Below are 15,218 nucleotides of genomic sequence, written 5' to 3'. Positions count from 1 at the left end.
GCTGCGTGGCAATCTCGTCAAATATCCTGAGATTGCGGACGTACAATTGCTATGCAATTTTCTCGCAATGACGAGTATATAAGCTAAAAAGGAGGTTTTTATGTCAAAAAGTAAAAATATAACAGATAAACCTAGTATACCTATCCCACGGCTTAAGTCGTTTGATCCTACGATAACAAGAAATAATATTATATCAAAACAGCAGTTTTTCCCCACCACAATTTCTGATGAACAACAAGAATTAGAGCTTAGCGGTGATGATAAAAGATATAATCCTAGTTGTTGTGAGTTATTATAGAGTCCATATTCATTTTTTAAAACTGTACAAAATGGAAAATTAATTTATATTTTGTATACAGGTGTCACTTAGTTCGCTTGACCGGTGTTGTTGCACGGCTCTTATGTCATTCCTGCGAAAGCAGGAATCCAAAAAAAATAATAAAAAAATTCTGTAAATCAGAATTTTTAACTGGATTGCTTCGTCGAATTACTACATAATTCTTCTCGCAATGACGAAAAAGCAGGTCCACGTGGGAATGACATCGAACATTCTTCTCGATTCGTGCAACAACGTCTATCAAGTTAGCTGGATGACAGTTGCAAAACACATAATAAAAAATTATTCATGTTGAAGATAAAACAGGAAATATATAAAAATAGCTTACAAATAATATTAAAATTGCTGTTTGCTTTGCTATGTTTTTTTATAATATTATTTCCGTTAGTGAGTTATAAAATAAATATTCAAAGCAGAATTTTTCCCGCGATGGAAATTATATTTATTTATTATTTTATGTCGTTATATTCCTTAAATATTTTTAGCATATTTTTCCTCGGTTTATTTATAGATCAAGTAAGCGGTATGCCTATCGGTACAAATTCGTTAGTTTTTTTGTCGGCATATATAATATATAAACTCTCTTCAAAATTTTTTATAGCTAAAAACTATTTGATAAATTTTGTTGTTTTTTGTGTTTATTGCTTATTTATATTGAATTTTAAATATTTACTAATAACAATCAAGAAACTAGAAGCAGACGGATATTTAATAATTTTCTTTCAATTTTTAACAACTATATTTTCTTATAATATAGTTCGTCTTATAATTGACTCTCCTATGAATTACTTTAAAAAGTATGCTAAATAAAAAAATACTACATGGTGAGTTAATTTCACGAAGGGCCTTTGTAATTGGACTCGGTAAACTCGGATTTTTATCACTGCTTGGAATAAGAATGTTTTATTTACAGCTTATTAAAAGTGAAGAATATAAGACTTTATCGGATAAGAATCGTATTAATTTCGTTGTACTTCCGCCGACTAGAGGAAGAATTTACGATTTAGATGGCAATATTTTAGCTACTAATAAACCATGTTATCAGCTAGTAATAGATAGGAGCATTAATAATAATTATCGGGATGAATTAGAAATAATTAGTAATATTCTAAATTTATCTCCGGAAAAATATAATTATATTAAGCAAAAAATTAAAAAATCTAGTCGCCACACTCCTTTAATAATATTTGATCAGCTTGATTGGCAGCAAGTATCAATGATTGAAGAACAAAAGCATAAACTGGCTTCAATATTTATCGATATAGGATATTTAAGGTTTTATCCTTTTTCAAGTGTTACTTCTCACTTAATAGGTCATCTAGGTCAAATAAATGAACAAGAGAAGCAAGAGTTAAATATACATAGCTTAAGCGATTTTAATATTGGTAAATCCGGTATCGAAAAATATTACGATAATAAATTACGAGGAGAATTCGGTTATAAAAAAGTTGAAGTAAACGCTTACGGTAAGCAGGTAAGAGAAATAGCAGGAACCCCTACTAAATCGGGTGAAGACATGTATTTAAATATCGATGCTTCTCTTCAGCAAAATATCCAGCAATATTTAAATCCTAAAGGTTCTTCGGCAATAGTTATGGATACTAGAACCGGAAACATACTAATTTGTGCTTCCACACCGGGTTTTGAATCAAATAATTTCAGTAAATTATCAGAAAATTATTGGCAAAGTTTAATGAGCGATCCTTATAAGCCTTTAATTAATAAGGTAATACAAAGCTCGTATCCCCCAGGTTCGGTTTTTAAAATAATTACCGTACTTGCAGCCCTTGAAGTAGGTATTAATCCTAATAAAACCGTTTTTTGTGACGGTAGTTCTGCTCTTGGTACTAATAGCTTTAGATGTTGGAATCATAGCGGACACGGGACGGTAGATATGATGTCTGCTTTAAAACATTCCTGCAATATTTATATGTATGAGTTAGCCAGAATAGTAGGACCGGATAAAATTCTTGAAGTTGCAAGAGAATTTGGTCTCGGCTCAAAGACCGGTATTGATTTAGCTCCTGAAAGTAGCGGGTTTGTACCGTCAAAAGAGTGGAAAAAGAAAAAATTAAAGCTTCCTTGGTCAATAGGGGATAGTTTTAATTTAGCAATCGGGCAAGGATTTTTAGGAGTAACGCCGATGCAGCTTGCAAGATTTATTACGGCTATTGCAAGTAACGGTAAACTATATACGCCTAGAATATTAAAAAATGATCCGGAATTTTATAATGTCAATATTAAGCCTGAAAATATCAAAATTATACAAGAAAGTTTGTATAATACCGTTAATGTTGCGGGAGGTACGGCGTATTATAATAGAATTTTAGGTGAAAATAGGCAGCTTGCCGGTAAAACCGGTACTTCCCAAGTACAAGGCAAACTAAATGCTAAAGACGATTTAAGCCGTGACTCTATTGCCTGGGAGAGGCGTAATCATGCCTTGTTCTTAGGCTTCGCTCCTTATCACGATCCTCGTTACTCCGTTACCGTTTTTGTTGACCATGGAGGAGGCGGTAGTAAAGCCGCCGCCCCCATAGCTCGTAAAATCATGTCAGACGTGTTGGATAAGTATACTCGCTGAATTTAAAAAATTGGCTTCGTATACCAACTCTTCATATATTTATAATTTATTAAATATCAGTTTGTAGTTTGTGTCATAACGTGTTATTATGTGTCATGGTGTGTTATTAATTTAAATATAGGTCAAAAGATGGCAAGACTTAACTTAACTATTCCGGATGAACTAAATGATAGTTTAACATGCTCAGCAAAAAGCTTAGACAGGTCAAAAGGGTATATAGCACGTAAAGCAATTGAATATTATCTAAAGGAAATACAAGAAGATTCGGAAGACGCTAAAATTGCCTTACAAAGAATTAATGCTCCTGATTTTAAAACTTATACTACTGATGAAGTTAGGGAGTGGTTAAAAAAGAAGAATGTTTAAAGTTATATGGGAAAATAAGGCACGTGCAGAATTAGCTGAATTGCCTTACCCTTTAAAAATACTTGATAAAGTAGAATCATACCTTGCTCAAAATCCTATAGTACTAGGTAAACCTTTAAAAGGTGAGTACAAAAATTTATATAGATACAGGTTTGGAAATTATCGTATAATTTATAGTGTATCTATTGAGAAATCAACAGTAACTGTTATCAAAATCGGTCACAGGGCTAATATATATTAACCTCAAACTACTCTACTTTCTTGTTAATCATGAGGTGGAGGAGGTAGTAGCCACCCATAGCTCGTAAAATCATGTCGGATGTGCTGGATAAGTATACTCACTGAATTTGAAAAATTGGCTTAGTTGTATTTGACTATAGTATGTACGCTGCTGCGGTTAAAAGCTTCAAAACCGATTCCTCTTTTCCCAATTGAGCTTCGTATACCTACTATGTGTTTTTATGCAATTATACCTTAGCTCATGTCAAAAAATACTTTATTTTAGTTAGTAATTTATGTTATTAATAATTGAGAATTATTACAGAGGTATATATGTCTAAGAAAAAGCAAGACGACCAAATAATAAAAGAATTAGAAGAAAGACTAGCAAAACTTAAGGGCACTCCTCCAACCCTTGAAGAACTAGAAGAAAGACTAGCAAAACTTAAAGGTACTCCTCCAACACTTGAAGAATTAGAAGAAAGATTTGCAAAGCTCCAAGATAGACCTTATACCCCCACAAAAAAATCCGGTTATGACTCTGGTTATGAATCCGATGATGAGGTAGATAAGCTAGTTGAGAAGATACAATCCGAGGTTAAATTAGAACAAAAAAGTAAAGCTCTAAATGCTCAAAAAGACCAAGAAATACGTGATAGGCTAGATAAATTAAGAGAAGATAGCCCTATAACGCAAAAAAAGACACATATAGATCTTTCTTTTAATGATACTAAATCAATAATTACCGATACTATAGATGCTCACGCAGATATAGCTAGTTCATATGCTAATCGCTCTACCGAGTTAGAGGAGAAAAAAGCATTATTTAATTTAGCGAGTAATCTAACTGAAGCTAGAGATATTATTAGGGATACACCTCCTATATCTAAAGAATATGAGCCTAAAATATTAGATGTTATTGCTAGAGGGCTCGGTAAAATTTATGAAGGAATAAAGAAAATAGCTTCGCCTGTAGTTAATATTATAAAAGAAATAGGCAGTAGTCTTGTTAATTCGATTAAATCACTTCCTCAAAAATCTTCCAAACAACAAATAAAAGAATCTAAAATAAAATTAAAGAAGTTATATAAAACATATATTGATTTGAAAGGAGTAAAGCCAAAAATAAAAGAAGAGTTTCTTAAAAAACATTATGAGCAAATTGATCAGCTACAAACTCCTAAGGAAATATTTGTAGAAACTGCCAAAATTACTAAATCTATAAGGATAGCCGGAAAACAAAAGATAAATAATCTTAAACAACAACGAATTATTAATAGAATGAAGAAGCAAAGTCCTGCTAGAAGAGGTAATAGTCCATTGGTACCTTCCAATACTCCTAAGGTTAATAAAGGAAAGCCTTTAAAGGGAAACCAACGGTAATTTCTATGCCATTTCTGCTTTTAGCAGTCTTGTTGCGTGGATCGATTTATGTCATTCCCGCGGATGCGGGAATCCAGCATAAAGCGAGCTTTTAATTTCAAAAATTTGCTGTATTTATACTTTTTTTCTGGATTCCTGCTTTCGCAGGAATGACATAGAACAAAAACTACTCCACCCCTTTCATTCCGTTTGTCTTAGCCTTATCAAATGAAGTATCTTTAATTGTTGCTTCGGTAAAATCGGTATTTGTGAGGTCGGAATTATTAAAATTAGCTTGATCAATTTTAGCTGATTTAAATATGCTATCTATTAATATTGAGTTTGAAAAATCTGTTTTAGTAAGTATTGCTGCAGAAAAATTAGCCTCTTTTAAAATAGAATTTTTTATTACCGTATTTGTTAAATTAGCATTTTTAAAGATACTATTTGAAAAATCTGTTCCATTAAATACTAAACTACTTAAGTCAAGATTTGTTAAATTTATATTTGTTAAGTTAGTTATTTTTTGTAAATCTTTTACGGAACTTATTACTATATTATTTGGTGGAATTTTGCTCGAATTATCGTTATTTAAAATAATATTATTAGAAACATTAGTATTAATAAAACCGGAATATGTTTGGTAGTTAATATTATTTATTTGTGAATTAGAAAGGACGGAGTTAATAACCGTAGTATTTGTTAGATTAGAATTTATTAGAGCTACTTGGTTTAAATTACCTAAAGTAATTTTAACATCTGAAAAATTTACGTTTTGTATTAAAGATTTAGAAAAATTTACATTATTAAATTGTCCGTTAGTTATATTTGAGTTTATTATTTCACTGCTGTTTAAGTCAGTATTAATCACTATAAATTGTTTAAAATCATTATTGCTAAAAATATTATTAGTATAGCTTATATTATCTAAAGTAATATTTGAGCCTTTAGTTTTATTAATCCTTACAAAATTAGCATTACTATTTTTTATTGATAAATTATTAAATTTGTTATCGTTTAGACTCATATTATTTAATATAGCATTATCGATTTTAAAATGATTTAAAACTGAACTACTAATTGTACTATTTTGTAAATCACATTTAGTAAGGTTAATATTCTGTAATGTTGAATCTTGAAAGGAAGCGTATGAAAAGAAAGAGTTATTACTTTGTACGTTATTAAAGTTTACTTCATTAAAAATACTTTGTGTGAAGTTAGAATCCTTAATTATTACTGCTGTTAATTTAGTTTGACTTAGGTCGCTAGATTCAAAATAATTATTAGTAAAATTGGTATTATTTATCACACTTTTTTCTAAATCCGTACCGTAAAATATTGAATTTGTTATATTAGTATTTTTAAAGCTATTATTCTTTAGATTAGTTTTTTGAAAATTAACACCATCAATAGTATTATCACTCCATAATACATGACTAAATTTAGAATTTTCAAAGTTGACATTTATTATAATAGTTTTATTAAAAGCAGTATCGCTAAAATTTGATTGAACAAAATTTGTATTTTGTAATGTTATATTGTTAAAAATTGAACCTTGAAAGTCAGAATTATACCCAGAAATATTTTTTATTACCGAATCTGCAAAATTACTTTCTTGAATTATAGCATTTGTAAGTATAGCTTTTTCTAAATTACTACCTGCAAAATCAGCACGTAATATTTCGCAGGAAGTTAAATCTATTCCTGATAAATCTTCATTTATTAGCTTTACTCCTATTAATTTGACTCCTTTTAAATTTGAACCGAACTTCTCTTTAAGGTTCACTTTAAGGTTTTTAGAATTTTGCGATATTATATAATTCCGAATTACCGTGCTTTGGCTATCCGTAAGTAATCCATTCGCATCACGAGTAGATTCGGAGCAGCTGCTTAATAACAAATAAATAGTAATTATTGATATGACTTTAAGCATTTGCTTCCTCATATTCTTCTTCATTTATTCTATTTGTAGGAGGTATATGTAAGCTTAATAATTTTAATTTACGATGCAAAGCCGATCTTTCCATACCGACAAATGAAGATGTTTTTGAAATATTATTATTAAAACGACTCATTTGTGCCGATAGATATTGACGTTCAAAAACTTCTCTAGCTTCTCTAAGCGGCATAGATAACATATCAAAACTATCTTCAAGTTTTGTGAGATTAGCACTATTTGCTAATATTTCGGAAGGTATCATATAAGGTTTGATAATTTCATTATTACCTGTAGTTAGCGGATTCATAATTAAAGTCCATTCAACTACATTACGTAATTGTCTAATATTGCCCGGCCATTCATAGGATTGAAGAGCAGCGATAGTTTCATCGGCAAAGTTACGTTCTTTTAAACCTGAAAATTTTGAAAGCTGCTTAACAAAATATTTAACGAGTAGTGGTATATCTTCTTTTCTCTCATATAATGAAGGTACTTTTAGAGAGGATACATTAAGGCGATAATATAGATCTTCTAGGAATTTGCCGTTATTAACTTCATCTTGAATATTTTTAGAAGTACCGGTGATAATTTTTATATCAACTTTAATATTTTTTCCACAAGGCTTTGTAATAGTTTGATCTTTAAGGAATTTTAATAATTTTACTTGGATAGGAATAGGAATATTACTGACCTCATCTATATATAAAGTACCGTTATTGGCAAATTCTAAGATAGTAGGGCGTTTAGTATTATTTTCCTGCTTTTCCGATTCACCGAATAATTCTTGATTAATTTTTTCTGTAGTCATACAGGTAGGGCTGAAAATAATGAACGGATTATTAACCCTTTTAGATTGTTTATGAATTAACCTTGCTGCAAGTTCTTTACCGCTACCGACTTTACCGTGAATCATTATACGACTGCTAGAGCTAGCTGCCTTTTCTATTTCCATTTTATATTTTAAAGTTACCGAACATCCGCCTACTAATTCAGTTTTATCTATAACTTTTGACTTTAAATCTATATTTTCACGTTTTAACTTTGTTACTTCGCAAGCTCTTTTAAGTAAAATAACTAATTTATCATTATTAAAAGGTTTTTCTATATAATCGTAAGCACCCATTTTTATAGCATTTACTGCTGTTTCTATAGTACCGTGACCGCTAATAATTATTACCGGCATTAAAGGATAGCGTTTTTTAATTATCTCTAAAATCCCAAGTCCGTCAATTTCACTTCCTTGAAGCCAGATATCAAGTATAACTGCAGAGACCGGTTTTTCGGAAAGTATTTTAAGAGCTTGAGTACTATTAGCGGCAACCTTAGGATTAAAACCTTCATCTTTCAAATTTGCAGCAATGAGATTTCGTATACTCTCTTCATCGTCTACTATTAAAACATCGAGTTGTGACATTACAATTTACCTTAAAAATATTAATCAAAGCCTAAATATATACGTTAATGCCGAATGTAAAAGAAAGCAACATTTTTTTATAACATTTTTGTCACAATAGCTATTTATAATGTAAGAGGTTGGCTAAGATTACATAATATTAAAATTATTTAAGGAATTTTAATTAATTTTATTTGCAGTTTGTAAGATTGTAAGGGATTATATATAATGAGGGTACTGTGTGATATTGTCATTCCCGCGTAGGCGGGAATCTAGTGCTTTTCTGTGTCACCCCGTGGCTTGACCAACCTTGTTGCATGGCTCGGTTTATACGTCATTGCGAGAAGAATTACATAGTAATTCGACGAAGCAATCCAGTTAAAAATTCTGATTTACAGAATTTTTTTATTATTTTTTCTAGATTGCCACGTCGCTTTGCTCCTCGCAATGACGATTTGGTAGCCATGCAACAAGGCTAATGCCATGCAGGAATGACATATCAACGAGTAAAACCGATTTTAAAAATTATGCTTAACATCTTTTTAATTATTATTTCATTATTTATTTGCTTAATAACCTACCTATTTATCAAAAAAACAGATATTTTTACAAATTTATTGATTTTAAATAGCTTCACGACTTTAGTGAGTTTATTTATTTGCTGTTTAGGCTTATACTCAGGCAATAGTTCATATTTGGATATAGCAATTATTTACTTTCTTTTAAGCTTTATAGCAACAAACGGATATTTAAAATATTTTATACATGAAGCAGATAAAAACAAAACAGATTGATATTATTATTTTAGGATGTGGCTTGAGCGGTATGCTAACTGCACTTTCTTTTGCACAAAAGGGTATAAAAACTACTATATTCGAGAGTAAATCGGTAAAAAGCCCGGAGTTTTTTAAAGACATAAGAACAACTGCTTTAACGCCGTATTCTAAAAATTTCTTATTCTCTATTGGTATATGGGAAGAGCTTGAAAAGTTTGTGGCAAAAATGCAAGATGTATATGTGGTAGATAATAAGGCTTCAGAGATATTAGATTTACGAAATGACGATGACGCTGTACTTGGATATGTGGCTAAGAATAGTGACTTTAAAAAAATATTATTATCAAAAATAGCTAATAATCCTTTGATAACGTTAATTGATAATAAGCAATATCAAGAAGTTATAAGCCATAATGGCTACTCAATTATAAAATTTAATGATAAACAAATTAAATGTAGTTTATTAATTATATGTGATGGAGCAAATTCAAAAGTGAGATCTCATTACTTTGCTAATGAAATTGAGAAACCTTATCAAACTGCTCTTACATTTAATATTAAGCATAAAAATCCGCATGAAAATTGTGCTATGGAGCATTTCCTGCCGCTTGGTCCTTTTGCTTTGCTGCCTTTAAAAAATCAATATGCTTCATCCGTAATATGGTCAACTTCTTCTGATCAAGCTGCTTTAATTGTTAATTTGCCTGTAGAAGAAGTTAGATTTTTAACTCAAAGAAATGCCGGTAATTCTTTAGGTAAAATTACTATTGATAGTGAGATTAGTAGTTTTCCGCTAAAAGCTCGTATAGCAAATAGATATTTTCATAATAAGATAGTGCTTATTGCCGACACTGCTCACACAGTACATCCTTTAGCAGGACAGGGGCTTAATCAAGGTATAAAGGATATAGAGGTTTTGAGTATGATTGTTAGTAATAACGGTACATTACAAGAATATCAAAAGCTAAGGCAAGAGGATAATTTTATTATGTATAAGCTGACTGATGAGTTAAATAATATTTTTTCAAATTATTCTAAAAATTTAAGATGTTTAAGACAAATAGGGTTTAAGGCGATAAATAATTTTAAGCCTATTAAAAACTTGATTACTAGCTATGCGATGGGGAGACGATAAGATGTTAATTTTTGTTGTCATACCGTGGCTTGACCACGGTATCCAGTAAAAATGTCAAGGAATACACGCTATAAGTTGTTTTTCTAGATCCCGTGGTCAAGACGGCGTTGTTGCATTGCTCAAAAAACCTACTTAATGTCATCCCCGCCTAGGCGGGGATCCAGAAAAATAACTTAAATATTGATATAGAAGTTACATAATTTGGTGAAATAAACCAAAAAAACAAGTTTTTTGTAGGTTTTACTGGATTCCCGCCTACGCGGGAATGACATCGAATGTGAAATAACATAGAACATAATTTTATGAGATATGTATGAGTAAAGAAAAGCTAAACACTTCATCTATTAATACTCCTGAAGAAGGAATAAAAAATGCAGCAGAAGATAATAAGCTTAAATCTTCAATAAATACCCCTGAAAGAGTAGAGCCTTTAGAAGTAGTACAAATAAAAGCTTCTGAGCTTCCACAGGAACGGCAATCGCAAAATAAGCCGGCAGGAAAAAGAACGCTGAAAGAGGATACGGCACTTTATGGTGCTAGAGTCGCTCGTGCCGGAATCGCTGCAAGTGGAGTAGCAATCGAAGTGGTAAAGGAGAGCAGTAAAGTTATTGCTAATCCTTTAATGTAACTAGAGCAAAGGTTGCAGAGAGACCTGAATTTGCTCCTCCTGTTGAAAAAACTAATTTTGAAAAAGCTAAATCAGCAGTAAAAGCAGGAGTCGGTTATTTTGTTGAATCACAATTTGGTGACTTAAAAGAAATATACGGTAAAAAGGAAGAGCAGAAATCTAGTACCGTTCTTATTACTCCTAATATTCAAAAGCTAAAAACTCCTGAAATTGCTAAAGCAGAAGAAAAAGTCCATCATATGCAGGAAAGTTTAACGCACGGTAAGGTTACTGCTCGCAGTAATAATATATCGCCACTACCAACAGGAAGAAGTGCATCTAAGAAACAAGAATCTTCAAGAGGAGTTTAGTTGTTAGTTAAAGTTTATAATAGTGTAATAAACTATATCTTGCCGCAGAGATGTTTAAGCTGTTCGGAAATACTAGGGGGGAGCGGTGAATTTTGTAGCGATTGTTGGAAGAAGCTAGAATTTATAGCAAGACCCTATTGCAGTATATGCGGACAAAGATTTAGTATAAAAATCTTAGATAACTGCATTTGTGGAAATTGTTATAGCAACAAACCTAATTATGATCTAGCTCGCAGCCTATTTAAGTTTAATGAGCATAGCAAAAAAATAGTTCATCAGTTTAAATGTCAGGATAAGACGATATTTGCTAAGCTTTTATATAATAGATATAGCGAGGATATAAAGATATTGATTTAATCATACCTGTACCTATGAATAGATTTAAGAGGTTACCACGAATGTATAATCCTGCTCATATTTTAGCTACGGAAATTGCAAAAGTTACCGATAAAATGTTAAAAGCCGATATTTTAACTAAATCAAAATGGACCAAGACTCAGACTTTTCTTTCACGAAAACAACGCAAAAATAATATAAAGGGTAGTATCAAATTTAACACAAAATATAATATTGTAAGTAAAAAAAATTTTATTAGTCGATGATGTCGTTACCACCGGTGTTACTATAAATGAATGTGCTAAAATTTTACGACAAGCGGGGGCAGGGTCGGTAAAGGTTATTAGTATTGCGATGACATAAACCGTCATTGCGAGGAGCAGCGTGGGTATCAGCGTCGTCATTGCGAGCAGCCATAGGCTGCGTGGCAATCTCAGGAAATTTGTGCTGTTACATGAGATTGCTGCGTCGTTGCTAACGCAACTCCTCGCAATGACGAAAAAATAAAACCAGCAGGAGTAACTTATGCAAAATGAAATAAAAAAAGTTTGTGTTATCGGTTCGGGAGTAATGGGTTCAGGGATTGCAGCGTTAATTGCTAATTCCTCTCATAAAGTAGTGCTGCTTGATATTATCGCTAAAGATTCCGATGATCCGAATAAAATAGTTAAAACCGCTAAAGAAAATTTGCATAAACAAAAACCTCCTCCTTTGTCTTTTCCGGATAAAGTAAATTTCATTACCATCGGCAATTTAGAACATGATTTAGAATTAATTAGGGATTGTGATTTAGTAATTGAAGTTATTGTTGAGAAGCTAGAAATCAAACACCAATTATATAATAAAATTATTCCTTATCTTAAAGAAGATGCAATTATTGCTTCTAATACCTCTACATTACCTCTTAAAAGACTCAAAGAGAATTTACCGGATAATATTAAATCTAGATTCGTTATTACGCATTTCTTCAATCCGCCAAGATATATGGAACTGCTTGAATTAATTATAGACTCGATGGTAAAGTTTGAAGTAATAGAAAGAGTATCAGGATTCTTAACGAAAACTCTTGGTAAGACTATAGTAAAATGTAATGATACGCCTGGCTTTATTGCTAATAGAGTAGGGTGTTTTTTACTTGAATTAGTAGCTCGCAAAGCGATAAGTCAAAAGCTTGATTTTGTAGCTTTAGATAAAATATTTACTATATGTTTGGGGTTGCCGAGTACCGGAATTTTTGGTTTATATGATCTAATCGGGCATGACGTAATGAAGTTAATATCAAGCTCATTACTTGCCGCACTTCCTGCAAATGATGCTTATCATAAAATATATGTAAATACTCCTGTTCTCGATAAGATGATAGAGAAGAAGTTAATTGGACGTAAGGGTGAAGGTGGGTTTTATCGTTTATCGGTATCAAACGGCAAAAAGATTAAAGAAGTTATCAATATAAACGATTTATCATATAGTTCTGTTCAAAAAGTAGATATTTCATTTAATAATCTTGACGAGTTACTAGTTAGCGATTCGGTTTACGGTAAAATTTTTACTGAAATTATCACGGAATTTTATGTTTATTTAGCAAGTTTAGTACCATCTGTAACCGATAATATCTATGATATCGATGCTGCTATGAAGCTTGGTTACAGCTGGAAATACGGTCCATTTGAATTATTGACCATAGCAGCTAAAGACGGCTGGAATTCGGTAATTAAAAATGCCGATTTAATGCATATCCCGCTTCCGCAATATTTAGGCAATAAAGAATATCAAAAAATCGATAAACAAAAATTTAATTCTCACAAAGATATTTTACAAGAAAGTCAGATAGTATTAGAAAACGATTCTGCAAAGCTAATAAATTATCGTGAGAATTTCATTTTTGTTATTACTACAAAAATGAATTGTTTAAACCATAATGTGTTTTATTTACTGCAAGAAGCAGCAAGTAAAGCCGAAAAGGACGGCAAAAATCTTTATATTTATCCGCAAGGAAATAATTTTTCTGCCGGTGCGGATTTAAAGCTTCTTCTTTCTTATATTGAAGACGGTAATTTTCATGATCTAGAGAATTTACTAAAGCTGGGACAGCAAACTATGCTGCACTTAAAATATTCTGGGGTTCATATTATTAGTTGTGCTAAAGGAGTAGCACTTGGCGGAGGGTGTGAGCTGCTATTGTACTCAAGCTATATTGTGGCAAATCAGGAACTTAACGCCGGACTTGTAGAACTTGGAGTCGGTTTAATACCGGGATGGGGCGGTGTTACTGAAATGTTTGTACGAAGCAAGGGAGATAAAACTAAATTAATTAGAAATGTCAGAAATATTATAGAGCAGAATAAAACAAGTTCAGCCGATTATTTTAAATCAGATTATGATGTAGAGAGTATGCACGTAAATATGAATAAGCATTATATTTTAGATGAAGCTTTAAAATTAAACCTATCTAAAAAGATAGTACCGATTCCGCATAAAATTACTTTGCCTAAAATAAATTTAGCAACAGAAATAGATACATCAAAATATAACGATCTACAAAATAAGGTACTTAGCAAATTCCAAAATATTATTGATAAGCATCCTGACACAAATGAGGAAGAGTTGCTTGGCTATGAGCGGGAAATATTTTTAGAACTTGCAAAAGATCCTAAGACTATAGAAAAGTTAAAAGCGATTGTGAAGTGAAAGATTATTAAGATATTCTGAATTCTTTATTGTGGTTATGAGATCTTGAAATAATATAAATAATGGATTAATATTTGAAATATTAATATAAATAAAAAATTATTATGCCGGTAATTAGTCGTTTTTTTGGGATAATAATTATGATGTACTATAGAGACCATAACCCTCCTCATTTTCATGCTAGATATGGTGATTATGAAGTAATAATTTCACTAAACGGTAAAATATTAGAAGGTAAATTTCTTAAAAGAGCTTTGCAATTAGTTACAGAATGGTTAAATATCCATAAAGAAGAACTAATAGATAATTGGAATAAAACGCAAAATGGTGAACCATTAAATTCTATAGCCCCATTGGAGTAAAAATGTTGCATGTAATATCTGTAAGTTATATTGATGATTATTATTTAGAATTAGTTTTTGATGATGGAACAAAAGGTATTATAAACCTATATCCACATCTTAAAGGCTCAATTTTTGAACCGCATCAAGATAAAAATTTATTTAATAAAGTGACGATAGATGAAGAATTGCAAACTATTAGTTGGTCTAACGGAGCAGATTTTGCTCCAGAATTTTTAAAGGCGAATTTAGATTCTGCTTGAGATTGCTAAAAGTAACCTAACTCATAAGAATAATGAATTTTATATAGCTGATAAATAATACTATATATAGTTGAGAGCAAATTCATTATGGTTCTGCTCCGATAAATTCGTCATTTTGTAATATATACCGAGTTTAAACTTAGAATCTTCACTAAGGTCTAAAGCGGTATAATAAGATTCTTGTGCTTTTAGTGTAAGCCAGGCATACTGATCTCCTTTAATATCAATCAAGGTAAGGATTATTAATTGATGTCATTCCTAGCTAAAAGCAGGAATCCAGTACTTTTCACTGTCACCCCGTGGCTTGGGTCCACAAAAACAATAAAAAATACTAATAATATTAGTATTTTTAACTGGATACCGTGGTCAAGCCTATAGTACCGGACATTTTTCGTTTTATGTCATTCCCGCGTAGGCGGGAATCCAGTAAAGTAAAGCTTTTTTTAAAAGCTTTACTTTAAAAAAACTATGTAATAAAAAATCTTTAATTTTAAAGATTTT

General features: G+C 31.3%; 17 protein-coding genes and 2 pseudogenes. 16 read left to right on the top strand and 3 right to left on the bottom strand.

Features of this window, described 5'->3' with window-relative positions; translation table 11 throughout:
- Nucleotides 1-100 precede the first annotated feature (100 nt).
- The 7 genes and pseudogenes from RF_RS04845 to RF_RS04820 all read left to right on the top strand — a co-directional run bounded on the left by RF_RS04845 (nucleotide 101) and on the right by RF_RS04820 (nucleotide 4,889).
- A complete protein-coding gene (locus RF_RS04845) occupies nucleotides 101-298 on the top strand; it encodes a hypothetical protein (RefSeq protein WP_039595087.1) in 198 nt (65 codons plus the stop codon).
- Between the two features lie 134 nt (nucleotides 299-432).
- Nucleotides 433-520, top strand: a pseudogene (locus RF_RS12000) (lytic transglycosylase domain-containing protein); the annotation flags it as partial.
- Between the two features lie 105 nt (nucleotides 521-625).
- Entirely contained in the window at nucleotides 626-1,147 is a 522-nt protein-coding gene (locus RF_RS04840) for a hypothetical protein (RefSeq protein WP_011271227.1), read from the top strand.
- Nucleotides 1,137-2,921 carry a penicillin-binding protein 2 gene (gene mrdA, locus RF_RS04835; RefSeq protein WP_011271226.1) on the top strand — a complete coding sequence of 595 codons (1,785 nt, stop codon included), beginning with the start codon at nucleotides 1,137-1,139 and terminating at the stop codon, nucleotides 2,919-2,921. Before RF_RS04840 ends, mrdA begins: the two co-directional genes overlap by 11 nt.
- 129 nt (nucleotides 2,922-3,050) lie before the next feature.
- The gene (locus RF_RS04830; RefSeq protein WP_039595085.1) at nucleotides 3,051-3,287 is read left to right on the top strand and encodes a hypothetical protein; all 237 of its coding nucleotides are present in this window, start codon (nucleotides 3,051-3,053) and stop codon (nucleotides 3,285-3,287) included.
- The gene (locus RF_RS04825; RefSeq protein WP_011271224.1) at nucleotides 3,280-3,528 is read left to right on the top strand and encodes a type II toxin-antitoxin system RelE family toxin; all 249 of its coding nucleotides are present in this window, start codon (nucleotides 3,280-3,282) and stop codon (nucleotides 3,526-3,528) included. The genes RF_RS04830 and RF_RS04825 overlap by 8 nt, the downstream gene beginning before the upstream one ends.
- Nucleotides 3,529-3,839: 311 nt before the next feature.
- The gene (locus tag RF_RS04820; protein WP_011271223.1) at nucleotides 3,840-4,889 is read left to right on the top strand and encodes a hypothetical protein; all 1,050 of its coding nucleotides are present in this window, start codon (nucleotides 3,840-3,842) and stop codon (nucleotides 4,887-4,889) included.
- Between the two features lie 166 nt (nucleotides 4,890-5,055).
- Here the strand turns inward: RF_RS04820 and RF_RS04815 are convergent, their stop codons facing one another.
- Complete coding sequence (locus tag RF_RS04815) at nucleotides 5,056-6,801, bottom strand: pentapeptide repeat-containing protein (RefSeq protein ID WP_041405324.1); 1,746 nt, start codon at nucleotides 6,799-6,801, stop codon at nucleotides 5,056-5,058.
- Nucleotides 6,794-8,221 (bottom strand): sigma-54-dependent transcriptional regulator, encoded by a 1,428-nt coding sequence (locus RF_RS04810; protein ID WP_011271221.1) that lies wholly within the window; start codon nucleotides 8,219-8,221, stop codon nucleotides 6,794-6,796. Before RF_RS04810 ends, RF_RS04815 begins: the two co-directional genes overlap by 8 nt.
- 506 nt (nucleotides 8,222-8,727) lie before the next feature.
- On the opposite strand from RF_RS04810, the gene RF_RS04805 reads away from it, so the two are divergent.
- From RF_RS04805 to RF_RS04770, 9 genes and pseudogenes are all read left to right on the top strand, one after another.
- Nucleotides 8,728-8,994: a monovalent cation/H+ antiporter complex subunit F gene (locus tag RF_RS04805; protein ID WP_039595101.1), complete on the top strand. Its 267-nt coding sequence runs from the start codon at nucleotides 8,728-8,730 to the stop codon at nucleotides 8,992-8,994.
- Nucleotides 8,966-10,111 carry a 2-octaprenyl-6-methoxyphenyl hydroxylase gene (ubiH, locus tag RF_RS04800; RefSeq protein WP_011271219.1) on the top strand — a complete coding sequence of 382 codons (1,146 nt, stop codon included), beginning with the start codon at nucleotides 8,966-8,968 and terminating at the stop codon, nucleotides 10,109-10,111. The genes RF_RS04805 and ubiH overlap by 29 nt, the downstream gene beginning before the upstream one ends.
- 313 nt (nucleotides 10,112-10,424) lie before the next feature.
- A pseudogene (locus tag RF_RS09090) lies at nucleotides 10,425-10,686 on the top strand (hypothetical protein).
- 403 nt (nucleotides 10,687-11,089) lie between these two features.
- Nucleotides 11,090-11,446, top strand: a complete 357-nt coding sequence (locus RF_RS04790; protein WP_011271217.1) for a double zinc ribbon domain-containing protein — start codon at nucleotides 11,090-11,092, stop codon at nucleotides 11,444-11,446.
- 41 nt (nucleotides 11,447-11,487) lie between these two features.
- Entirely contained in the window at nucleotides 11,488-11,691 is a 204-nt protein-coding gene (locus RF_RS04785; protein WP_039595103.1) for a ComF family protein, read from the top strand.
- On the top strand, nucleotides 11,675-11,788 hold the full coding sequence (locus RF_RS11995) for a ComF family protein (RefSeq protein ID WP_348639007.1): 114 nt from the start codon (nucleotides 11,675-11,677) through the stop codon (nucleotides 11,786-11,788). The genes RF_RS04785 and RF_RS11995 overlap by 17 nt, the downstream gene beginning before the upstream one ends.
- A gap of 162 nt (nucleotides 11,789-11,950) precedes the next feature.
- A complete protein-coding gene (locus tag RF_RS04780) occupies nucleotides 11,951-14,113 on the top strand; it encodes a 3-hydroxyacyl-CoA dehydrogenase/enoyl-CoA hydratase family protein (RefSeq protein WP_011271216.1) in 2,163 nt (720 codons plus the stop codon).
- Nucleotides 14,114-14,217: 104 nt separating this feature from the next.
- Nucleotides 14,218-14,475 (top strand): DUF4160 domain-containing protein, encoded by a 258-nt coding sequence (locus tag RF_RS04775; RefSeq protein WP_011271215.1) that lies wholly within the window; start codon nucleotides 14,218-14,220, stop codon nucleotides 14,473-14,475.
- A 2-nt stretch (nucleotides 14,476-14,477) separates the two neighbouring features.
- Complete coding sequence (locus RF_RS04770) at nucleotides 14,478-14,717, top strand: DUF2442 domain-containing protein (protein WP_011271214.1); 240 nt, start codon at nucleotides 14,478-14,480, stop codon at nucleotides 14,715-14,717.
- A gap of 60 nt (nucleotides 14,718-14,777) precedes the next feature.
- On the opposite strand, the gene RF_RS10610 is transcribed toward RF_RS04770, so the two are convergent.
- Entirely contained in the window at nucleotides 14,778-14,948 is a 171-nt protein-coding gene (locus RF_RS10610; protein ID WP_156110761.1) for a hypothetical protein, read from the bottom strand.
- Between the last annotated feature and the right edge of the window lie 270 nt (nucleotides 14,949-15,218).

This window comes from Rickettsia felis URRWXCal2, from assembly GCA_000012145.1.
GTDB lineage: Bacteria > Pseudomonadota > Alphaproteobacteria > Rickettsiales > Rickettsiaceae > Rickettsia > Rickettsia felis.
The sequence above is the reverse complement of the archived record's forward strand: the minus strand, read 5'-3'. Positions and strand labels throughout refer to the sequence as shown.